The 23,966-nt window shown below is 53.2% G+C and carries 14 protein-coding genes; 5 read left to right on the top strand and 9 right to left on the bottom strand.

Translation table 11 applies throughout. The features are described from left to right. Positions 1–20 precede the first annotated feature (20 nt). The 6 genes from RIC19_RS20230 to RIC19_RS20205 form a co-directional block, all read right to left on the bottom strand. Positions 21–752, bottom strand: coding sequence for a LytR/AlgR family response regulator transcription factor (locus tag RIC19_RS20230; protein WP_350180183.1), 732 nt, complete (start codon positions 750–752; stop codon positions 21–23). Positions 753–870: 118 nt separating this feature from the next. After that, positions 871–1,242: a hypothetical protein gene (locus RIC19_RS20225; RefSeq protein WP_350180182.1), complete on the bottom strand. Its 372-nt coding sequence runs from the start codon at positions 1,240–1,242 to the stop codon at positions 871–873. A 205-nt stretch (positions 1,243–1,447) separates the two neighbouring features. Next, a complete protein-coding gene (locus tag RIC19_RS20220) occupies positions 1,448–8,362 on the bottom strand; it encodes an outer membrane protein assembly factor BamB family protein (RefSeq protein ID WP_350180181.1) in 6,915 nt (2,304 codons plus the stop codon). Positions 8,363–9,376: 1,014 nt separating this feature from the next. Beyond that, positions 9,377–10,867, bottom strand: a complete 1,491-nt coding sequence (locus RIC19_RS20215; RefSeq protein ID WP_350180180.1) for a redoxin domain-containing protein — start codon at positions 10,865–10,867, stop codon at positions 9,377–9,379. A 132-nt stretch (positions 10,868–10,999) separates the two neighbouring features. Continuing rightward, on the bottom strand, positions 11,000–11,278 hold the full coding sequence (locus tag RIC19_RS20210) for a T9SS type A sorting domain-containing protein (protein WP_350180179.1): 279 nt from the start codon (positions 11,276–11,278) through the stop codon (positions 11,000–11,002). A 21-nt stretch (positions 11,279–11,299) separates the two neighbouring features. Further along, positions 11,300–11,446, bottom strand: a complete 147-nt coding sequence (locus tag RIC19_RS20205; RefSeq protein ID WP_350180178.1) for a hypothetical protein — start codon at positions 11,444–11,446, stop codon at positions 11,300–11,302. A 67-nt stretch (positions 11,447–11,513) separates the two neighbouring features. On the opposite strand from RIC19_RS20205, the gene RIC19_RS20200 reads away from it, so the two are divergent. The 5 genes from RIC19_RS20200 to RIC19_RS20180 are packed head-to-tail and all read left to right on the top strand — an operon-like array spanning position 11,514 to position 17,365. Beyond that, on the top strand, positions 11,514–11,963 hold the full coding sequence (locus tag RIC19_RS20200) for an FKBP-type peptidyl-prolyl cis-trans isomerase (protein ID WP_350180177.1): 450 nt from the start codon (positions 11,514–11,516) through the stop codon (positions 11,961–11,963). 47 nt (positions 11,964–12,010) lie between these two features. Beyond that, positions 12,011–12,961, top strand: coding sequence for a GNAT family N-acetyltransferase (locus tag RIC19_RS20195; protein WP_350180176.1), 951 nt, complete (start codon positions 12,011–12,013; stop codon positions 12,959–12,961). Positions 12,962–12,979: 18 nt separating this feature from the next. Then, a complete protein-coding gene (locus RIC19_RS20190) occupies positions 12,980–13,477 on the top strand; it encodes a hypothetical protein (RefSeq protein WP_350180175.1) in 498 nt (165 codons plus the stop codon). Positions 13,478–13,516: 39 nt separating this feature from the next. Beyond that, on the top strand, positions 13,517–16,561 hold the full coding sequence (locus RIC19_RS20185) for a T9SS type B sorting domain-containing protein (RefSeq protein WP_350180174.1): 3,045 nt from the start codon (positions 13,517–13,519) through the stop codon (positions 16,559–16,561). A gap of 21 nt (positions 16,562–16,582) precedes the next feature. Next, positions 16,583–17,365 (top strand): hypothetical protein, encoded by a 783-nt coding sequence (locus RIC19_RS20180; RefSeq protein ID WP_350180173.1) that lies wholly within the window; start codon positions 16,583–16,585, stop codon positions 17,363–17,365. Positions 17,366–17,392: 27 nt separating this feature from the next. Here the strand turns inward: RIC19_RS20180 and glgB are convergent, their stop codons facing one another. The 3 genes from glgB to RIC19_RS20165 form a co-directional block, all read right to left on the bottom strand. After that, entirely contained in the window at positions 17,393–19,414 is a 2,022-nt protein-coding gene (glgB, locus tag RIC19_RS20175; RefSeq protein WP_350180172.1) for a 1,4-alpha-glucan branching protein GlgB, read from the bottom strand. A gap of 256 nt (positions 19,415–19,670) precedes the next feature. Then, positions 19,671–21,467, bottom strand: a complete 1,797-nt coding sequence (locus RIC19_RS20170) for a sodium:solute symporter family protein (protein ID WP_350180171.1) — start codon at positions 21,465–21,467, stop codon at positions 19,671–19,673. 68 nt (positions 21,468–21,535) lie between these two features. Then, a complete protein-coding gene (locus RIC19_RS20165; protein ID WP_350180170.1) occupies positions 21,536–23,932 on the bottom strand; it encodes a beta-N-acetylhexosaminidase in 2,397 nt (798 codons plus the stop codon). Positions 23,933–23,966 lie beyond the last annotated feature (34 nt).

Raw genomic sequence — 23,966 nt, 5'->3', positions numbered from 1 at the left:
TGATCTAAAAACAAGTCGCTTCATAGTAGTTTCAACCGCTGTTGCAGGGTCTTACTGTACGATTTTCCCACCGGGATTTTATGGTCTTTAATGTACACATACAGTCCGCCAACCTTGTCAATTTGGTTCAGGTTGACCATAAAAGACCGGTGTACCCGCATCAAAAAGTCGGCTTGTACCTGCTCACTGAATTTTTTCAGCGTCAAGGTAGCCAGGTGCTTTGCATCTACAGTCACAATTTTGCAATAGTAGTCATCCGCCTCCACCCACAAAATATCCCGGAGCAGGATTTTGACCATCAGGTCTTTGGATTTTATAAAAATACGGTCGTCAAGCTGATCCGTGCGACCGCTGACCGAAGACAGGCCTTGCGTGTCACTATCAGCCTGACTGAGCGCTAATGCTATACTATGCCTGAGGTCGCGCCCCCGGAAAGGCTTGGATAGAAAAGCTTGTGGGCGGCTATCCTTCGCCCGGTCAAAGGTGACGCGGTCTGAGTTGCTGGTCAGGAAAATAATAGGGAAGCTATACCTTTCAGCCATTCTTTTTGCCGTGTCCACGCCATCAAGTTCCCCCTCCAGTTGGATATCCATCAATACGAGCGCCGGTTGTTGCGCTTCCACAGCCCTCAGCGCGGCTTCTCCGCTGGGCACATTTGCGAGAATACCGTAGCCCATTTCCTGCAAACGGTCTTCCAGGTCCGCTGCGATGATGGGGTCGTCTTCTACGATAAGTATCTGAGGATTGGGCATAGCGTACAAGTTATCCGGTATTCATCATTGAAATACGCCTTCCAAGATGAGCAAAATTTTTGAAACGGTAAACACCAGTATTTGCAACAGGGAAGCCAGCCTGAGCGGTCAACAGGGGCTACAGGTGGGCCAGTTCAAGTCTGAGCCTTTTTTTTAACTGGTAGGAGGTGAAGGGTTTGTAAAGAATTGGAAAGCCCTGATGAAACATGTAGTGATCCGGGTAGGCGGTCAGCGGTACGGCGCTTGTCCAAATGATGGGCAGCTCAAATTGCCAGTGCAATTGGGCCGCGCTGCTGATGACCGGGGCAAAAGAAGCAGGGGAGAGGCTGATAATCGCTATGTCGCTGAAGAGGGCCAGCTCATGGTGCTCTGGAGCCGGAAGCAGTGAACCAGAATGGGCCCTGCAAGCGATTTCATGCAAAGACGTTGAGATGCCGGTGGCTATGATTGGGCAAGGTTCGAATAGATAGATATGGTACTGTTGCTTCATAACCATCAATGTTCGGATAAAACAGGATAAGGTATCCGGTTTTTTCAGGGAACAGCAGGAATGGCTCAGTTAGCGTAAATAAACAGTGCTCTTAGTATGGTGTGCCGGAAAATGGGGTAAGCGGCAGCCGGAGGCCTAAAGAAAAAGAGCGCCACAGCATTGCCATGGCGCTCTCGGGTAGTAGGATTGATTTTGATACAGAATACTACTGCCGCACCACCTTCAGCACCTCCCGGTAGCCGTCTTCGGTCATAGCTTCCAGGAAATACAGCCCGGCGGGCAGATTTTTGGCATCCCAGTACAGCTCCGTCTCACCGGTGCGCAGGGGCTGTTGGGCTATACGCTGCCCGAACTCATTGAGCAGGGTAGCGGTGCCTTCCGCAGTCAGGGGCAGGCTGAAGCGCAGGGTGAACGCGTTCCGTACCGGATTGGGCAGTACGCTGGCTTTGGGCAGTTCGGGGGTTGCTGTTTCCCAGGTTAGGTTGTTAGGTACCGAGAGGTTCGCATTGCCTTGGTTGAGGTAACGTACGTTGCCAAAGACTGCGCTGGCATCCCCATTCGGATCTGTGGTAAATACTGCCAGGCCCATTTCCACGCAGTTGCCCATCGGCAGGTAGGCCTGATGGAAGAGCTGCCAGCTGCCACCGTTGCTGTTGCGGTAGAAGGCGCGGATGTAGTCGCCCTGCCGGACCAGCCGCAGCCAGGTGGGGAAGGGCGCAAAAAGGGTGCTGCTACTTCTGGAGCCATTCGTCACGGTACGGGTTTCCCGGCGCAGCAGATTGGTCAGGTTAGCGTATACGGCTACCATCTTTGCCCCCGGCGCGCTGCTTTCGCGTATCATAAGCCCGGCGTAGCCGCCCTGAACGCTCTCGATGCGGGTCTGAATTCCGCCATTGCCGCACAGGGGCACACTGGCGAAAGCGAGGTTGTCGCTGTTCTGCGGGATGAGGTTGTACCCTCCGGTGCTGATGGTAAAGTCACCCTGATTGGGGTTGTTGCCGGCGCAGGGGTCGTAGGCGTAGGTGCTGCCATTGCCCTGATCGCCGATGTCGTTGGCGGTCCATGGGAGGGGCAGTTCGTCGCTGTCTTCCACAGTTACGATAGCGGTGCAATCATCCATATTACCGCTGGGGTCTTCAATGGTGACCATAACCGGGAAGTCCAGCCCGGCATCATCGCAGGTGTAAGTAACACCCGGAAAGCTCACGGAGCTGATGCTACAGTTGTCAGTGCTGTTTGCCGCATCGTACACGTCGCTTTCCTGTAGGGTGTAGGTGCCATCGGGCTTTAGCTCTACGGTGGTGTTGAGGCAAAAAGCGGTTGGGGCGATGTTGTCTTCCACCGTTACCGTAGCGGTACAGGTAGTGGAGTTCCCATTGACATCGGTTACCGTTAAGGTCACCGTATTTGGACCTACGTCTGCGCAGCTGAAGTCCATCACGTCCAGCGCCAAGCTGGCGATGCCGCAGTTATCGGACGACATATTATTGACTGCTGCGGGAGTCGTCGAGCCGTTACCGTTAGCGTCCAGTTGGACCGTTAAGTTTTGGCAGATAGCCATTGGCGTTACGTTGTCTTCGACGGTGACCGTAGCGGTGCAGGTGACCGGGTTAGCGTTCACATCGGTTACCGTGAGCGTCACTGTATTCGGACCTACGTCGGTGCAGGTGAAGTCCATCACGTCCAGCGCCAGGCTGGCGATGCCGCAGTTATCGGACGACATATTATTGACCGCTGCGGGGGTAGTCGAGCCATTGCCGTTAGCGTCCAGTTGGACGGTTACGTTTTGGCAGATAGCCATTGGGGGTACGTTGTCTTCTACCGTGACCATACAGTCAGCCATTACGCTATTGATGCCATCCGTTGCAGTTAAAACCACGGTTTGCGTACCTACATCCATACAGCTAAAGTTGGTGGCCGGGCTGCTTTCACTAACCGAACAATTATCGGTGCTGTTGCCAGCTGCCAGGGCGTCGGCCGCTAGTGTTCCATTACCTGCTGCATCTAACATCACGACTGGTGCGACCGCCGGACAAATAGCCATTGGCGCTTCGGTATCGTTGACTTGTATTATTGTTTGTACTTGCTGGATACAGCCCGGGTAGTTGGGGTTTCCTACCGTGCCCGTACCATCATTGGTGCCAGCTGCGCCGTCCCAGGTCATGACTACGGTGTGTGGGCCTACCGTCAAGGCACTGGGGTTGAATACGGTAGCCGTCATACCGTCAATGGTGAAGCTAACATCATCAAACCCTAAGCCATTCTGGTCTGTTCCGCCAAGGGTGATTTGGTCTGCATTGGGGCAGTACAAAAGATCGAGTGCTGGATTTAAAACCGGATTAGGATAGGCACAAGTATTACTGATCTCATACTGATCCCCTCCTGCTACATCGTTGACGTATTGCTGAACAACGAGGGTATAGCCCACTTCATCGACGTGGACAAATTCGAGCTCATAAAAACCCGTCATAGCATTAAAGGTGAAGGCCGTACCCGGAGCAATGGCCGTTCCATTACTTTGGTCGCCGATAGTGGGGATGTTACCGGCGTCGATGCCACCCAAGATACTCACTACCCGGTAGTCGAGGTTATCCGCTAAAGCAGCACCACCAACTCCCCTAAGGGTCACCAGTTCCGCAAACTGGCCATCATCACCGCCAGTTCCGGCATCCAAGTCAATGATACTGGCATTATTCAGACAACTGCAAGGATCTTCCAGTACTATTTCAACGGGAACAATGCAGGTTTCTATTGTCACACTCGCCGCCTCACTGGTGACACTACAGCCATTCCCATCACTCACCACTACCTGATAGGTACAGTCGGCATCTGCTGCCGTTGGGTTAAAGGTGTAAGTATCGACCGTGGCATTAGGGATATCTACGGGTGTACCGGTATCTAAGGTCGCCACGCCGCCGGCATTAGTAGCCGCATAGATCACGCCGCCTGATTCATAGACGCCATTAACAGAATTATTCGGAAAACCACTCGGGCCAGTAGTTGTATTGTAAACCGTCCAGGCGCTAGCGCCGCCTGCCACATCTAAGGTCGCCACGCCGCCTTCAGTGCCCGCATAGATCACACCCTCCGATTCATACACGCCTAGAACAGAAGAAATACCCGGAAAACCACTCGGGCCGGTAGTTGCATTGTAAACCGTCCAGACCGTGGCGCCACCCGCAACATCTAAGGTCGCCACGCCGCCTTCAGTGCCCGCATAGATCACGCCGCCTGATTCATACACGCTGGAAACAAAATTATCCGGAAAACCACTCGGTCCAGTAGTTGTATTGTAAACCGTCCAGGCCGTCGCGCCTCCCGCCACATCTAAGGTCGCCACGCCACTAAAAGTAGCCGCATAGATCACGCCGCCTGATTCATACACGCCAAAAACGTCATTATCCGGAAAACCACTCGGACCAGTAGTTGTATTGTACACCGTCCAAGCCGTGGCGCCACCCGCCACATCTAGGGTCGCCACGCCACTATTCGCCGCATAGATCACGCCGTCCGATTCATACACGCCGGAAACAGTATTACTCGGAAGACCACTCGGACCAGTAGTTGTACTGTAAACCGTCCAGGCGCTAGCGCCGCCTGCCACATCTAAGGTCGCCAAGCCGCCGCCTTGAGTAGCCGCATAGATCACGCCACCAGATTCATACACGTCAATAACAAAATTATTCGGAAAACCACTCGGGCCGGTAGTCGTATTGTACACGGTCCAGGCCGTAGCACCACCCGCCACATCTAAAGTCGCCAAGCCACTACCAAAAATAGCCGCATAAATCACACCGCTAGATTCATAGACGCTCTTAACAAGATTATCCGGAAAACCACTCGGTCCGGTAGTCGTATTGTAGACCGTCCATTCGGTGACTGGGCAGCTTTGCTGCCATTGGTAGCTGAGGTTGCCGCTGCCGCTGGCGGCTACGCTGAAGGTAGCTTCATCGCCTGCGCAGATGCTTTGGTCGGTGGGTGGGGTGGTGATGGTGGGGCTAGGGTCGATATTTACGGTAGCGATAGAAATATCATCAAGACAAGGTGCCGTTCCGCTAACTTCATATTGGAAAGTAGCGGAGGTTGCACCTATGGCAGGGGTAAATGTTCCTGCGGCTACATCAAAGGTACCGCCATTGCCGGTTAGCTGCGTCCAGGTGCCGTTGGGCTCTTCGTCAGTGATGAGGTCGCGTAAGTTGATGGTTATAGTGGAATTATCGCAGACCGTGGTAGCACCGTCATCGCCTGCATTGGGTGCAGGAGTGATCGTCACACTCGCCGCCTCACTGGTGACACTACAGCCATTCCCATCACTCACCACTACCTGATAGGTACAGTCGGCATCTGCTGCCGTTGGGTTAAAGGTGTAAGTATCGGCCGTGGCATTAGGGATATCTACGGGTGTACCGGTATCTAAGGCCGCCAAGCCGTTAGCAGTAGCCGCATAGATCACGCCGCCTGATTCATAGACGCCTCTAACATCATTATCCGGAAAACCACTCGGGCCGGCAGTCGTGTTGTAGACCGTCCAAGCCATAGCGCCACCCGCCACATCTAAGGCCGCCAAGCCGTTAGCAGTAGCCGCATAGATCACGCCGCCAGATTCATAGACGCCAAAAACATTATTACTCGGAAAACCACTCGGGCCGGTAGTCGTGTTGTAGACCGTCCAAGCCATAGCGCCTCCCGCCACATCTAAGGTCGCCACGCCGCCGCCAAAAGTAGCCGCATAGATCACGCCGCCAGATTCATAGACGCCTAAAACAAAATCATTCGGAAAACCACTCGGGCCGGTACTCGTGTTGTACACCGTCCAAGCCGTAGCGCCTCCCGCCACATCTAAGGTCGCCACACCGCCAAAAGTAGCCGCATAGATCACGCCGCCAGATTCATAGACGCCGGAAACAAAATTATCCGGAAAACCACTCGGGCCGCTAGTCGTGTTGTAGACCGTCCAAGCCGTAGCGCCACCCGCCACATCTAAGGCCGCCAAGCCACCGCCTTGAGTAGCCGCATAGATCACGCCGTCCGATTCATATACACCATAAACAACATTATTCGGAAAACCACTCGGGCCGGTAGTCGTATTGTAGACCGTCCAAGCCGTGGCACCACCCGCCACATCTAAGGTCGCCACACCGCCATTAGTAGCTGCATAAATCACGCCGCCAGATTCATAGACGCCGAAAACACTATTATTCGGAAAACCACTCGGGCCGGTAGTCGTATTGTAGACCGTCCAAGCCGTAGCGCCTCCCGCCACATCTAAGGTCGCCACGCCGCCGGCATTAGTAGCCGCATAGATCACGCCGCCAGATTCATACACGCCTCGAACATTAATATCCGGAAAACCACTCGGGCCGGTAGTCGTATTGTAGACCGTCCATTCGGTAGCAGCTGGGCAGGTTTGCTGCCACTGGTAGTTGAGGTTGCCGCTGCCGCTGGCGGCTACGCTGAAGGTAGCTTCGTCGCCTGCGCAGATGCTTTGGTCGGTGGGTGGGGTGGTGATGGTGGGTGGGGCAAAGACTTCAATATTATCAGAAGCCGCATCTGTACAGCCCGCTGCCCCTACGGTATAGGTAATCATAGTCGTACCCACACCCGCAGCAGCAGGGTCAAAATCGTAGGTGCCATCGCCATTGTCAAATACACCATCACCGCTGTACATACCGCCCGCTGGCGTGCCACCACCCAGGTTAGTTTTTACGCCCGCATTGATACACAGATCGGCAGGGGCCGTGAACATGGCATCAATAGCCGTAACCACAACTTTGACACTACAAGTATCAGAATTTCCTATTGCGTCCAGTGCCGTCCAGCGCACTTGCGTCGCACCAATCGGGAAGGTCTCGCCCGCTAGTGTAGTCAAGCTGTTGTAATTATTGGTCAAACTCGTCACCCCACAGTTGTCCGTAGCGGTAGGGTCGAACTCTGTGCCCTGAGCCGTGTAAGTACACTGACCGGGGTCGTTGTTGCGAAAGACGTCTGCAGCAACACAAGTGACTATTGGGTCTTCTATATCATTAACGACGGTAATAGTAGTCATAGCCGATGGCCGACAATTAACATCAGTAGGAGCAGGATTGAGAATGGCGTAAACCTCTAAGGTGCCAGACGTCGCTGAAGACGTTCCGACCAAGGCCGCAGTAGTATTCCCCCCTGTAAGACTGCCAAACGGTACGGTACCCAAAACGATACCCCCGACGTAAGGGTCAGCAGGAGTGCTCGTAAAGGCTCGGAATTGGATGCCGAAATCTTGCTCGTTATTATCGGCATTGGCCAGATTAGCCAAGCCAGTTGCCGTGACATCGAAAGGATCGTTGGCACATACATTGCTTACTGAGGTGGAAACGGCACCTACGGAAGGGCAGTCGATCATCGCGGTTACGATCATCTGGTTGGTGAAGTTCGTGGTGCTTAAGGTGATATCTGTGATACCAGAATTTGTCCAGTTTGCAGGGTTTTGCAAATCTGCTAAAGTCGTATTTACTCGACTAGGGTCATTAAAGTTATAGGTTCCGTTTCCTGGGCTCGGGCTGAAATCGAGAATAATACAATTTGGAAAATCAGAGCTCGGATCTTGGTCTGGTTGGCTAGACAGCGAAAGGTTTTGAAAATAGGCAAAGCAATGCATCTCGTCCACATCACCCCAGGGAGCATCAGGGGTGTCGGAGGAGTAAGCATACAGTTCGTCGGACTCCGAAAAACTCCAATTACCAGTCCCCACTACGTGCACAGCGGTCCCTCCTCCGGTTACCGTGTAGGCATCAACACCCGTTTCGGTAATTTGGATAACCGTATTTTCGGTGAGTCCACCTGCGGGTACCGTATAGGCAAGGTGACCTTCTCCGTCGTCAAAACCATTTGCGACATCCGAGTAGTCTTCTTCGGTGAAGTAAATGATTTCGCCAGCGGTATGATCCCGTAGCAAAACAAAGGTAAATTCATCTCCTCCCACGCCATCCCAGCCACAGAACGCAACGTCCTGAGCCGAAAGATTAGTGGAAGGCAAGATCAGGAAAAAAAGGCTGAAGAGGGAGATTGTACGCAGCGCAGAAGTTTTTTGGTAGAAGTTACCAAAATGGCTAAGTACAGCTAGCAAATGTAGAGGTTGCTTCATGTCAGATTATTCTTTGTAAAAAAACGCAGGTATACCAACACAGAAAACTTGGTATGGCATTCAATATTTAGAGCGTGTTGGGATTTTTGTCTTCTAGTCGAAAACTAACAATTTTTTGGTTAGACGAGGCACGAAAACCGGAGTTTAGCCTCAGCTAGATAGCCTGTCCCGCAATTTGCGGGAAGGATTTTCGGGACGAAGTGTAAGCAAAAAAGTGTCCCGGTGCACCGGGACAGACCGATTACTAAAATCCCAACACGCTCTTAGAGCTTGTTGGGATTTCACCCTTTGGGCTGCTCTTGCCAAATTTCGTCCTGCTCTTCGTTGCTCTTCAGTCACTTAGCTAAGGCTATGCTCCCTCATTACGCCTCGATCAGAACAAAATTTGGCTACGTTCGTTCCAAAAGCAAAATCCCAACAAGCTCTTAATGTCGTCTGAGCTATCGTCCTTAGCAGCGTAGATGCGAGCATTTATCGCCTGGCCAGACTTTAGCCTCATAAAGATAGTTAAACTATCAAATAAGCAGGTAACTATTCACAACCTCCTCGGGCACAATAAGTGATTTTTGACTTTTTCTTTTTGCGTCCTGCGGCGTTAATCCCGGTTAACCGGGGCGCCGACTTCAGAAAGGGGCCCCTTAATCCCCTTTCTTCGTGTGGCTATGCCTGCGGTTCGCTTCGCGTCTACTTTGCTCTGCACAGCGAGTGCAATCGTGGTTTTGCCTTGCAGGCCACAAAAATAAAGTCGTCAAAATTTTACCTCTCGTGACTGAGGGGAGTATAGAGCATGTTTAGAGCTCGTTGCTATTGCAAATCAACGTTTTATTAACTCCGCAGAAATGCGGGGCAAGCTCTAAATTTTCATTTAGCCCGCTAAACTCAAATTTAGTGACTTTGCCAGAACCATAAATCCTTGATTTTTATGACGAAACCGCTCCAAACATGATCTTAGCCAAAGCCCCAATAGGCTATAAATAGCCTGTCCCGCTCCCCGGAGCGGGACAGGCTGTGCCTCTACTGTTTTTCTTTATCCATACGGATCACCTCAGCGATCTGATTGACCTTGATGTTTTTAGCAATGATTTTACGGTCGGGGCCGATGACATAAATCTCAGGCGTAACGTCTACATAGTACTTGCCGTAAATCGACCGGTTGGAGGAGTCGAATACATTGGTCCAGTTCATACCCGTTTTCTTGATGTAGTCGGTCCACTCCTGCTGATCGGTATCCAGGGCAATACCATATACATCCACCCCTTTGTTTTTCCATTCCCGGTAGAAATTAACCAGCTTTGGCGTCTGTTCCATGCAGTGCTCGCAGGTCGGGTTATACATATAAACAACGAGGTAAGGCGCTTTGAGGTCGAGCAGTGTTTTTTCTGACCCATCGGGGGCGTAGGAAGTCACATTAGGCGCCTTGTTGCCCACCAGGCTGCCGGCCATCTCTTCGGCACGCTGTTGCAGCCCGTAGATGTTCATGGAGTCCGACCAGAAAGCCCGTTCCCGGGTAAAGTAGTTTTGAACCATAAAGACATACATCGCCTCGGCATCCATCAGGGTGGTCTTCGTAGGCTCGTACTTGATGGTGATCCAGTTGGCGAAGAACTTGAGGTATTCCCTGGTAGCTTCATTGTCTACCACCTTGTCCATCAGGTACTTGGTCGCGGCCCGGAGCGAGTCCGGGTTTTGAGCGGTCAGCTCTGTCATGTAGCGGTTGAGCTTGTTGAAGATCACGGGGGTGTTCAACAGGCGCTCATCGGTAAAGTCCACGCCATCCCAAAAGTCACGGCGGAAGTGGTACACCTGAGCTTCGGTATCGATACTGCCATCGGGCCGTTTGGGCTCCCGGAGATCCGGGTTTTGACCGGCTCTTTTGTAACTGGTGAATAGGGTGTTGGGGTACTTTTTAAACAGAGCATCGAGGTGGGCCTTTCGTTCGGCCATTAGCGCACTGCGTTCTGCCGTGAGGCGGTCGTACTCTGCACTTCCCTTTTGGACACCTTGCAATTGACCGGAAATGGCATCAAATTTTGGCGACTGGCTCTGCTCAAACTGAAGGTTTTGGTAGAGGATTTCGTTTTCGAGGTTACCTTCCACCTGCATCGTGCCAATGACGTCTGCTGCATTAGCCTGCATTTGCATGGTCTGATCCTTGTCGATGAGCAATTGTACCACGGCCTGCTGTGGGACAAGGATGTAGTAAAAACCAGGCAAATAAGGCTCTTCCCGCTTGAAATGAATGCTCCCGTTTGCGTCCACAACAACGGAGTCTGCCCGGAAGCGCTGTTCGTTGAGGTGCCCGATCAGAGAGGCCTGACCGCCACCCTGAATGCCCTGTAGGCTGAGCTGAATATCCGGCGACTCAGCAGGGGAGTTATCTCGCACGGCTCTAGGTGCCGGTGTGGAAGAGCCGGTGCTGTTATCATTATTACTTGCGCCTTCGGAAGAGGGGGCGTTACAAGCTATGGCTAGCATCGCCACAGCAATCATAAGAAGTTGTCTCATATCTCGTAAATTAGGTCACTCAATATTTTGCAGGGCAAAAGTAATAATTACCCGCCAAGATTACCCAAAAAACAAGCCCTGGTAAAACCATAAGGTTACCAGGGCTTGTCGTATCAGCTAGGTTCGGTCCTGCTATCTGGATTTTACAAAGCGTAAAAGTTGAGGCAGGTCTGTACCACCGCGGACTTCTATCAGGTAAAGACCGTTGGACAGCCCACTGACATCCCAGACTTCCTGCAGGGTGCCGGGCTTAAGCACACGGGATTCGATGGCTTGCCCAATCTCATTGTGCAAAATGAGCGTTACCGGCTCTTCATGTGGGCGTTCCCACTCCAATGTGATGGTATGCTGTGCCGGGTTCGGGTAGAGGTGAATGTCTTCTGTGGTAAACAGCGGGGACGTTTGCTCCACGCTTGTGCCTTCCAGCCATTCCTAGTCTTCCTCAGACAGGCTGTTGTTATTAAATTCCCGGTAGCGGACGCGGCCAAATACAGCCTTCGTTTCTCCAAACGGATCATTGGAGAAGGCCGTAATACCTACGATTTTTCTGGACGCCGGGTTTGGTCTAATGCCTGTCAAATTTACAACAGTTATCCGGTAGCCTTAGTATTTTTGTAGTTTTACGTCCAAACTTACCATTTTGAAGATGAAGCTAAAATACGTATTAGTGATGCTTTTAGGCATTGCGCTCGTTGCCTGCAATAAAGAGGCCGATGACCGGCCTGATGAAGAGAAAATCCTGGACTTCCTGGCAGAGAACAACCTGACGGCTGACCGGCACGAGTCCGGCTTGTATTATCAAATTCAGACGCCGGGTACGAGTGAACGGCCTGAGCTCACGGATTCTGTCACTGTACGCTACAAAGGCTCGCTGCTGGACGGGCACGTTTTTGATCAGACACCGGGCAGCAGTACCGTTACTTTTCCGCTTAGAAACTTAATTCCCGCCTGGCAGATCGGCATCCCACTAGTAGGAAAAGGAGGGGAGGTCACCCTGTATTGCCCATCCAACCTTGGCTACGGCAATCGGGCTGTCGGGACTATCCCGGCCGGGTCGGTATTGGTTTTTGAGATTGACCTTGTAGACTTTAGATAGACTGGATGGGTTAGGCCAGTTATAAACGCCCGAAAATAAAGATAAAGTTGCCGCCAAAATCAGCATACCAGGAGTTCTGCCGCGATCATGCCGTTCCTGCCTTCAATCACCCCTGGTGGCTGGATGCGATATGCGGCCCGGACAACTGGGGCGTAGCGCTGGCTGAGGACAAGAAAGGCGAATTGGCGGCAGCATTGCCCTGCCACATCCGGCGTATTAAAGGCATCCCTTTCCTGCTAACGCCTCCACTGACGCCCTACCTGGGCTTATGGAGGTATCAGGCTTATGATGCCTTTACACCGGCAGATCAGTTCACCTTCGACCGGCAGGTCATTCCGCAACTCCTGGAGCAACTGCCCGGGCACTGGGGGCATATTCAGAAACTTCATCCGCAGACCCAAAACTGGATGCCTTTCCTATGGCAGGGGTTTCAGGCCCAGCTCCGCTATCATTTTTTTATCCCGGATTTATCGGACCTGGATGCAGTGCACCGTCAGTTCAACCGCTCCGTAAAGTACAGTATCAAGGAAGGGGAGAAGGTGCTGGCGCTGGAAGAAAGTACGGACCTGAGCGCTCTGATGTCCATCATTGAGCATACCTTTGACCGGCAAGGGCTTACTGCACCGGTCACAATGCCGTTGTTGCAACGAATGGATGAGGCTGCCCGGGCGCAGGGTGAGGTACAGCTCCTGTTTGCCCGCCATAAAGAGGGCCGCCTCCACAGTGGGGTGTATCTGATGCATACACAAGGGGTAACTTATCCCATTACCGCAGGAAACGGTAATGGGGCCCGGGATAGCGGTGCCTTCCCCTGGCTGATGTGGCAATCCATACAGGCCGCTGCTGCCCACGGTAGTCAGCAATGGAATTTTTGCGGCAGCACTATGCCAAATGTCGCTCCGTTACTCAACGGTTTTCGAGCTGTGCCGGTATCTTATTTTGAGATTTATCGTGCGCGTTACCCCCGGGCAACGCCACTTTTACAATGGCTTTTGTAAATTCGCAAGTAAAAAGGTATGAGATCTACGCTCCTTAGTCTTGTTTTCGTATTCCTTTTGTCAGGCTGCGGCAATGGTAGCCAGGAACAGGTCGATTTGCCTGAGGCAACGGCCCTGCTCTCTTTGGAAGCCATTCAGGAGACGGTACAGGAGCCGGTCCGGAAAGTAACCGCAGTGGCAGCCGGGCTGGGGGAGAAGTCGGCCTGCATATTCCTGATGCCCGCCCGGGCAGAGATGCAGATGTTGCACTTTTATATTTTTGACCCCACTCCGGCACAGGATATCCCACAGCTGCAGGTGGTGGCCAGCCAATGGCAGGAACATAATGCAGGTGCAGGGTACGAAATACTGCAGGGCACAAGTGTACCTATGGCCTGGTTCCCGGGAGAGGCGATGACCTACCCGGCAACCACCATCGCTTTGTTCAAGCAGGCAACCCTGGTGATTACTGGTGTGAGCCAGGAACATGCTAAATCACTGAGTTATCAGATTATGCTGCAACAGAACTGGCAATAAATTGTAGCTTACCTAATTACACCTGACATAAGTATCTTCATGAAGCAAAGATTCCTTTCCACCCTTTTGTTATTTTCTTTGGCTACCTTTTCTTATGCGCAGCTTGGTGAATTCAGATTAGAATGTACAACTGGTGATTCTGTTCTTGCTGTTGCTGCAACACAAGGGCCCGACGGCAGTATTTTTGTACTGGGGTCCATCGCTAATGGCTTTAACAATCCGGCGGGCGATGCTAATGATGCCGTTGTGACCCGTATCGCCGCCAACCATACGGTGGAGTGGTCCCGGGTTTACGATCCGGGGACCTTTCAGGGCATTACTGATATTGCTTCTGCTCAGGGCGGAGGTTTCGTGCTGTCAGGTACGTCCACCACGGCCTATTTTGACGGCTTCATCGCCAAAGCCAGCCCGGACGGGCTCCTGGAATGGAGCAGCTTTCCCGGCAACCCTGACCTTCTGGAGCGAGGGTATGCCGCATTGGCAACTGAAGATGGAGGCTATATCTTTGCGGGCCACCACTCGCCCCTTGTAGAAACGGCTCTTTACCTGGTCAAATACGATGCCGCCGGCGCCGTGGAGTGGGGACAGTATTATCCGCTGGAAGGGTCTGCAGCTACGGGCATTGATATTGCGGAAGTACCTGCTGGCGGGTACCTCGTTACTGGTAATACCGGGGGTGGGATAGCAGCATCAGCCTTCGTGGTACGGCTCAACGAACAGGGCCAACAGCTTTGGGCCAATTCTTACGGGTATCAAAATTTTAGTGGAGGGGGGCTGCAGGTTGCCGCACTACAGGATGGCACTTTCGCCCTGCTGCAGTCTACCCGGCTCGACGATGCCTCCTTCGGTGGGGCGAGAGGGGCTATTATTTCCCGTATCAACTTGGATGGTACCGTAAACTGGTCCCGTTTAGCCACACTGGTTGATGATCTGGTCACTGTGGAGTTTAATGGTTTCAATTTCTCTTTCTACGGAGAGCCGGAAGACTTGATCGCTACGCCTGACGGTAGCCTATTGTTTGTAGCAGGAACCGATATCGATGATTCCGGGGACATTCGTCCGGCTTTGGCCAAAATAAGTACGGACGGCGAATTGATCTGGGGGCTTGAACTGGCAGAAGAAGGCTTCCTGCGGGGGCCTTTTGCCTTTGCAGGCAGCCCTCTAGCTATCACCTCTGAGGGCTACTACAGTTACATTTATCAAGACCTCTACGACCGCAATGGGTTCCGGCTGGTTAAAGTTGATTCGGATGGGCAGGGGCTGTGCGCCGACCCCCTGCCTGAGGGCTTCTTCACTTCGGTGGCCCTTAATGTTGCACCTCTTAATTTTGAGGGCGTTTCCCTAACTTCGGCATCAGACCTGGCGGTCGGGCTTTCTGATTTATCGTTTTCTGCCAACCCCCTCAGTGGTTCTTTTACAGTGGATTTAGGCAATGATACCGTATTGTGCGAAGGGAGTACACTTCTGCTTGCCTCCGGTGTGGACAGTACAGCCACCTTCCTTTGGCAGGATGGCAGTACAGATTCCACCTTCCTTGTTGCAGCACCTGGCCTTTACAGTGTCACCGTGACACAAGACGAATGCACCGCCGTAGATTCCATCGCAGTGATAACGCCGGAAGATGCCGTAGCGTTGGGGCCTGATCTGGAAGTTTGCGCCGGTAATCCTGTAACGCTGGAGCCTGCTTTTGAAATACCCGGTGAATATAGCTGGAGCAGTGGAGCTTCCACACCTCAGATTACGGTGGCCGAAGATGGTGTGTATGCACTGGAGCTGACGACCACCTGTGGGGTGGTAACCGATGAGGTGGAAGTTAATATATTGGAATTGCCAGATTTGGAAGCGGAGATTATGCCGCCCAGTTGCGGGGATTCCAATGGAATGATCAGCCTCACACTAACGGGGGGCGATCCGGTTAGTACCATTGAGTGGTTTGATGCTGAAGGGAATTCCATTGCTGAGAACGTGCAGGTGATTGAGGGGTTACCTGACGGGAGCTATGAAGTCATTGTCACCGTTGGGCCGGACTGTTTTGCGACTTCTGCTTTCTCCCTGCAATCTCCAGGCGTACCCCAGGCGGACGTATCGGTTAGTCCGCCCAATTGCCAGGGGGAGGCTTCCGGCATCCTTTCTTTGGATGTGAGTGGGGGGAGTGCGCCCTACCAGTTTGAATGGTCACGTAACGGGTTGCCGTTTGAGGGGAGTTCAGCGATGATCAACGGCCTGTTTCCTGGCCTGTATGCTTATACGGTCACCGATAATACCGGCTGCGCGATTACCCAGGACAGCATCGCCCTACCGGATGTGCCACCGATTAATTTCCAGCTCGAAACAGCAGACCCGGCCTGCCCGGGGGAAGCTACCGGCTTTATTGCAATCTCCGGGCTGAGTGGCAGTACATCTCCCTATAGTTTTTCACTCGACGGCAGCCCCGGGCAAAGCGAGCCGGTCTTTGACGGGCTGGCATCCGGCGTTTATGACCTGACCATCGAAAACAACAATAATTGCGATACCACTTTCTCGGTAGCATTAGCAGAACCGAATACGGTGACACTTGATTTGGCTGCCCAGCCTAATCCTGCCCGTTTCGGGGACTCGGTAAGTTTGGAAATCATTACGGCTTCGCCCATTGATACCAACCTTTCGACTTTGCAGTGGGTGGCAGACCCCGGAGCGGTGCTCAGCTGTACCAGTTGCCCGGACCCCAGGGTGCTGGCTACCGGTTCAGCAGACATCGACCTGACCCTGACCCTTCAGGGTGGTTGCGCCTATACCGCTTCGCTCTTCCTTCGGGTAGAGGGCACCCGGCGTATTTATATCCCCAATGCCTTCTCGCCCAATGAGGATGGCGTCAACGACCGCTTTGAAATTTTTCCCGGAGCAGGCCTTGCCGAGGTGCTCAACTTTCAGGTTTACGACCGCTGGGGCGGGCTGGTCTTCGAAGCCAAAGATGGCGTATCAGCATGGGATGGCACCACGAGGGGGGAAACGGCAGCGGCAGGCGTTTACGCTTACATCGTACAGGTCCGCTGGGTGGATGGATTTACCACACTTTACGAAGGAGAAGTTCAATTATTCCGATAAAATCAAGCTATGTATCTTTCAATGAGAATTATAACCTGGGCATTCCTGAGTTTTGCCCTTATAGCCTGCTCAGGAGGAACAGGTCAGGATGTGGGAAAAGCACCTGCTGCCGGCGCAGATACGGCCGAAGTCATTCAGGAGCAGCCCGAGGCCTCCTCACCGCCAACCGATGAAGCTCCTGGAGCTGAAACGGACAAGCGGAAGAACGTCCTGGACTATTACCGCAGCCTTGAGCCTCCCTACAACAGCCCCTATGAGCTAACCCAAAAGGGGAATAAATGGATGGCGGAGTCCCCTCTGGAGATGGAGCTTGAAGCAACGGTCGATCTCAGGAACGGCTTCATCGAAATCATTGACGAAGGCACCGGTGGCGGCACCTATCACGTACAGGTTGTCCTCTTTCGCCTGGCCAACGGCAACCCCATGATCGCCGTTAGCAAAAGGGCATACGATGGGGTGGGCGCTACCCAGGAATACCACTTCCTCCGCCCGGAGCACCCGGATCAGTACGACTGGACAGAGCACACCCTTGGGGCGCTGTCTGTCTTTGACTTTTTAGAACTGGACTACGCCGAGGAGGCGCACACTCTGGAAGAAGCCATGCCGGTCCTGCTGGATTTACCACAGCGGGGCACCACCCTCACCGCTTCTGTATTTACCGGAAAGCGGTTTTACTACTGTGGAGATTCCGCCAGCCCGGAAGAACAATTAGCCTGTCCGGCATTCGATCGCCTGCGCCAGGAGCAGATTGCGCTGAAATGGGACCGGGAAAACGGGCAGTTCCTTTTCCCGCCGGAAGATTAAGTTACAGCAACCCAGGCGGGACCAAGTTTATTTCGCTTTTACTTTTTTGGGTGCCTTCTTCGTGGCTCTCGGCTTTGAAGCAGTTTTTGCAGGCGCTTTCTTGCTGACGGCTTTGGTGGCACGTTTTGGAGCAATGGCTTTCTCAAGCTCAAGCACCAGGATGCCAAGGGGGGGGAGGTTAACCTCCGCACAGTAAGGCCGGCCGTGGTAGGTTTCCTGTGTGGTTTTGATCAACTTGGTATTATGGTGGTCACCGGTGCCCCCGTAGGCCTTGTCATCACTGTTCAGGACCTCTTTCCAGTTGCCATGCTGAGGGAGCCCGATCTTGTATCCCTGTCGCGCGACGGGCGTGAAGTTGCAAATGACGGCAACCGGATTATCAGGGTCCTCTCCAAAGCGGAGGTAGGAAATGGTACTGTTCTGGTTATCGTTGTGGTCAATCCACTGGAAACCCTCCGGGCTGAATTGCTTTTGGTGAAGCGCCGGCGTGTTGCGGTAATAGCCATTCAGCGCCTTGATCCAGGATTGTGTGCCTTTGTGGAATTCAAACTCGGTCAGCCACCATTCCAGCCCTTTTTCGATGTTCCATTCGCTGGTTTGCCCAAACTCATCTCCCATAAACAGGAGCTGCGTACCAGGGTGGGTAAACATATAGCCATACATCAGGCGCAGGTTGGCAAACTTCTGCCATTCGTCACCGGGCATGCGGTCAATGATGGAGCCTTTGCCGTGCACGACTTCATCGTGCGAAAGCGGGAGCATAAAGTTTTCGCTGAATGCATACACCAGGCTAAAGGTGATTTCACCATGGTGATACTGCCGGTGGATAGAGTCATGCTTGAAATAGTTAAGCGTGTCGTGCATCCAGCCCATCATCCACTTTTGGCCAAAGCCTAACCCGCCATCGAAGGTGGGGCGGGAAACGCCCGTCCAGGCGGTGGATTCCTCAGCAATGGTGATGGCATCCGGGAAATCTTTATAAACGGCCTCATTAAACTCCTTGAGGAAGTCAATGGCTTCCAGGTTTTCGTTGCCCCCGTGGATATTCGGTATCCATTCGCCTTCTTCCCGGGAATAGTCGAGGTACAGCATAGACGCCACCGCATCTACCCGAAGGCCGTCAATGTGGTAATGTTCAAGCCAGAACAGGGCATTGGAAATCAGGAACGCCTTCACCTCGTGCCGCCCGTAGTTGAAGATCGCACTTTTCCAGTCGGGATGGAACCCTTTGCGGGGATCAGCGTGGTCGTAAAGGTGTGTACCGTCAAAATCGGCCAGACCGTGAGCATCTGTGGGGAAGTGAGAAGGTACCCAGTCGAGGATGACCCCAATACCCGCCTGATGGAAAGCATCCACCAGGTGCATGAACTCCTGTGGCGTGCCGTACCGGCTTGTTGGTGCAAAGTACCCGGTAATTTGGTAGCCCCAGCTAGGGAAATAGGGGTGCTCATTGACCGGAAGGAATTCCACATGGGTGAAACCCATCTCTTTAACGTAGCTGACCATCTCATCGGCCATTTCTTTATAGCTCAGGCTGCGCAAGCCACCGTGGGTCTTTTTCCAGGTGCCCATGTGTACCTCATAAACTGAGTAAGGCTTGTCGAGGCCGGAGAGGTCTTTGCGCTTCTCCATCCAGGCTTTGTCCTGCCAGTTATAGCCGTCGAGGTCCCAAATAACGGAAGCGGTATTGGGCGGAATTTCCCAAAACAGTGCAAAGGGATCTCCCTTTTCGAGGTGCCGCCCATCCTTAGCGTGAATATGATATTTGTATAGTTCGCCCTTACCGATACCGGGGACGAACCCTTCCCAGATACCCGACCCATCCCAACGCGGCATGAGCGCATGGCTATCACGGTTCCAGTAGTTGAAATTTCCGATAACGGAGACGGATTGGGCATTAGGGGCCCAAACGGCAAAATAGGTACCGGCTTGCCCATCGACCTCCATCGGGTGGCTGCCGAGCTTTTCGTAGAGCTTGAAATGCGTGCCGCTACGGAAAAGATGAATGTCAAATTCGGTAAAAAGGCTGTGGGAAACGACGTTGGCCATGTTAGGTCAAGGGTTTATTGGTTTGCACCCAAAATAGGAATGTTTTTTTGAATCGGGAAATCCTATCCTTGTAAGTGTGAATAACATATTGCACGGTTGGCTGTAAATGAACAGCAGCAAGGGTTAAGCGAGGAGCGTATTTCTCACCTACGCCTTCACCCACACTTGGGGGCATGTTGATCCGCGCAGGTTGCTAGCCTGGGCAGGATTGTGCAGCAGGTAATGCCGTCCCCTCTATGCATCAACCAACATGCTCTTATACCACTTTGTTATGGCGTATCGCGTTGAGGCGGCGCCAGAGCAGCAGGATCAGCGTTGTGCCCCCGACTGCTACAACAGTGGAAATAATTGCAGAGTTGGTGTTGCCGTAGATCCAGAACCCTGTCGCAAACAAGGCGGCGTAAACGGTGAAACAGGCAATGACCATTGCCGCCAGCTCCATCGGCAGCTGCCCGGGTATCACCTCCGCTTCGGTGAGCTCCCCTTCCGTTTTGCCGCGCTCAATCACTGGCCGCCATCCACCGGGAGAAGGCTTGATCAACTGGTAGAAAGACAGCAGGGTCTTGTGGTCGGTGGGCGGAGTAAGGAAGGTGGCCAGTATCCAGCTCACAGTCGTCACGCCTACGCCCAGCACTAATTTTGTATGACTGGCTAGTTCTCCCGGGTGCAGGATTTCCAGGTAAATGGCCATCAGGAAGGAAACCACCATGGCCGTGATTTCACTGAACGCATTGATGCGCCACCAGAACCACCGCAAAATAAAAATAAGCCCGGTGCCCGCTCCAATTTGCAGCAGGATATTAAACGCTTGCAGCGCATTCTCGAGGACCAGTGCAAACAAGGCTGTCAGCACCATCAGGCCCAGCGTAGACCAGCGGCCGAGGCGGACCAGGGCTTTATCGGAGGCGTCTTTGTTGATGAACCGCCGGTAAAAATCGTGGACGATGTAGGAAGCCCCCCAGTTGAGGTGCGTGGACAGGGTAGACATGAAGGCAGCGATGAGCGAGGCGATCACCAGCCCCAACAGCCCGCTGGGCAGATAGGTCAGCATAGCCGGAAAGGCCAAGTCGTCCTTAACAACCTGCTCATTGATATTCGGGAAAGCCTGACGGAGCGATTCCAGGTCCGGAAAGACGACAATAGAGGCCAGGGCAATCAAAATCCAGGGCCAGGGGCGCAGTGCATAGTGGGCAATATTGAAGAGCAGAGTCGCGCCCATGGCATTTTTTTCGTCTTTGGCAGAAAGCATCCGTTGTACGATGTAGCCACCGCCACCGGGCTCTGCCCCCGGGTACCAAACGCTCCACCACTGAATTGCCAGGGGAAGGATGAACAGCGGGATTAACTGACTGCTGTCGTTGAAGTCCGGCAGCAGGTGCAGTTTGGTGCGGACCTCCTCGTGGGCGAACAGCTTTTCCAATCCGCCAACTTCGGGTAGGTTGACGATGACTACCGCGGCCCAGATGATACCTGCCATAGCGAGGATGAACTGGAAAAAATCCGTGAGGATTACCCCGCGTAGCCCCCCCAGAGAGGTATACACCACGGTCACTGTCGAGGCAATGAGCACCGTTTGTAGTGGGCTGAGCCCCAGCATCACGCCACCTATTTTGATGGCCGCCAGGGTGACGGTCGCCATGATCATGATATTGAAAAAAACGCCCAGATAGATGGCGCGGAAGCCCCGCAGGAATGCTGCCGTTTTGCCATGATAGCGCAATTCGTAGAATTCAAGATCCGTCATAATACCCGACCGCCGCCAGAGCCTGGCATAAACGAAAACGGTGAGCATACCCGTTAGCAGGAAAGCCCACCATACCCAGTTGCCGGCTATGCCGTTGTTGCGGACAATATCAGTTACCAGGTTGGGGGTATCCGCGGAGAAGGTGGTCGCCACCATGGAGATGCCGAGCAGCCACCAGGGCATACCTCTTCCGGAGAGGAAGAATTCTTTATAATTTTTTCCCGACTGACGGGAAACAATAAGCCCTATGGCCAAAGAGATCACGAAGAAGGCACCGATAATAGCCCAGTCTAGTCCTGCGAGATTCATAAGTCGTGTACGTTGGTTTCGTTTTGTAAAAGTAGGGCTGACCGGGAAATGCCGGCCAGCCCGTATCATTAATCTATCCTGATTTCGTCTACAAAGAGCCAGGCCTCATGCCCGGCACCCTGCTCGCCGGCTTCGATTTTGCCGTGGTTTTCAATCTCTACGCGAACCTTAGAGGTGGTCGTTTTACCGAGGTTCAGCTCCACTTCGGCAATCTTGCCATTGGGGGCAGTAACCTCGGTCGTACCTAGCGTTTCCCAGGTGTTTTTGGCTTCATCCCAGGTGCTGATTTTGACCCGCTTAGGAGCGTAAACCCACTGCCCCGGGCTGTGGAAGAACCGTAGGGTAGCTTTCGTTACCCATTGCTTACGGGACCATTCGATGGTGCCGGTGAAGTCCTGCCCTTCCAGCCCCAGCCATTCGGCGTCGCCGTAGCGCTCATCACTGCCATTGATGCCGTTGAGCACCACCTGTGGCTGCGCTCCGTTGTATTTGGGGTGGGCTTCGGTTTCCAGGGTCAGTTTTTGACCTGCTGCCAGGTGCGGGTTGAAGGTGATGGAAGCCGGGCGGCCGGTTGCTACCCCTTTCACATAGCACTGCGCGGTGTACGTTCCGTACTCCGGCTCAAAGGGGGAAAGATAAGTGAAATCGAACTGCCCCGTAGCCGGCGATTTCTTAAGGCTGAACCGCCCTTCGCCTACAGGATTGCTTACTGCGATCTTCAAAGGCTCGCCCTGTCCACCGATGACTTTCAAGTCTACATCGTAAATGTGGTTCGCAGCATTAATGCCCTCGTTCTCCATCCAGTCCAGGTGGTAGCTCAGGCGCTTGATGAAGTCCGTGTAGCCGGGTTTGCGTTTGCCAGACCAGACCACTTCTGACAAGGCCTGCATTCTGGGGTAGGCCATATACTGCAATTTGGATGGGGTGGGGATGTACTCTGTCCAGACGTTGCCCTGTGCACCCAGGATGTGCCGGGCCTCTTCTTCGGTCAGTTCTTCCGGCACCGGGTGGTAATTGTACACTTTGTCCAGGGGCAGGTACCCGCCGATAGCTAATGGTTCATCCGGATGATTAGACTGGTAGTAGTCAAAGTAGCAGTATGTCGTGGGGGTCATGACGACATCATGGCCCTGTTTGGCAGCTTCTATCCCGCCAGCTTCGCCCCGCCAGCTCATAACAGTGGCATTGGGGGCCAGGCCGCCCTCCAGAATTTCGTCCCATCCGATGATTTGACGGCCTTTGGCATTCAGGAATTGCTCAATGCGTTGGATGAACCAAGACTGTAGCTCGTGTTCGTCCTTAAGGCCCTCAGCTTTGATGATTTGCTGGCAGAGCTTGCTTTCTTCCCACTGGGTTTTGGGGCACTCATCCCCACCGATATGGATGTACTCGCTGGGGAACAACGCCATGACTTCCGTCAACACATTCTCCAGGAAAGTGAAGGTCGCCTCTGAGGGGCAATACACATTCTCAAAAATGCCCCATTTGGTTGCCACTTCCACCGGCTTGTCGGTACAGCCAAGCTCCGGGTACGCAGCAATGGCTGCCTGTGCATGCCCCGGCAATTCAATTTCCGGAATAACGGTGATGAACCGCTCCTGGGCGTACCGGACGATTTCCTTCACTTCTTCCTGCGTGTAATATCCGCCATAGCGTTTGCCATCAAACTGCTGGGGCTGATCGCTGTAATGCCCTTTGAGGGTCTCCTTGCGGTAAGCGGCTACTTCCTGCAGCTTCGGGTATTGCTTGATTTCAATGCGCCAGCCCTGGTCTTCGGTCAGGTGCCAGTGGAAACGGTTCATTTTATACCGCGCCAGCATGTCGATGTACGACTTCACAGCGGCTACCGGGAACATGTGCCGCCCCACATCCAGGTGCATGCCCCGGTAAGCAAAAGCTGGCTTATCCTGAATAATCGAGTAGGGGATTTCGACCAGGCGCACCTGCTTTCTTTCCCATGGCTTGCTGAGTTGGATCAGGCTTTGAATGCCATAAAACACCCCTGCCGCATCAGAGCCCGAAAGGGCAATGCCTTTTTGCGAAACCCGAAGCCGGTAGGCTTCTTTCTGGTCCAGGGAGTCAACGATACGAATTTGGAGGGTGGTCTTTTCCTGGCCATCAGGAACGGGCTGCAGGCGCTGACTGGCCAGCCATCTTTCCAGGTGCCCCACTGCGGTAGCCAGGGCTTTATCCGAGGCGTCAAATTCGATTTCCGTATCAGCCCCTATGATAACCGACCTGCCTTTATCGGACTTAGCCAAATTGGGCTGTGGGATGATCACGTCTTCCGCTAAACGCTCCTGAGGGATGCTATTCATACGTTCGCGCAAGGCTTTGCGTTTGTCTTTTTTCTTCTTTTCTGTCGCAGTACGTTCCTGGCTCTTATCATCCTGTGCATTGGCAGTAGATACCGTCGTCAGGGTCAGCGCAAAAAGCGTAATACAAATGATAAAAATACGTTGCATGAAATTTATTTTTTGGTTTCGTCCAGCCAAATTA

The sequence above is a fragment of the Phaeodactylibacter sp. genome (assembly GCF_040219495.1).
Classification (GTDB): Bacteria; Bacteroidota; Bacteroidia; order Chitinophagales; family Saprospiraceae; genus Phaeodactylibacter.
This window is presented reverse-complemented; position numbering and strand designations above follow the sequence as displayed.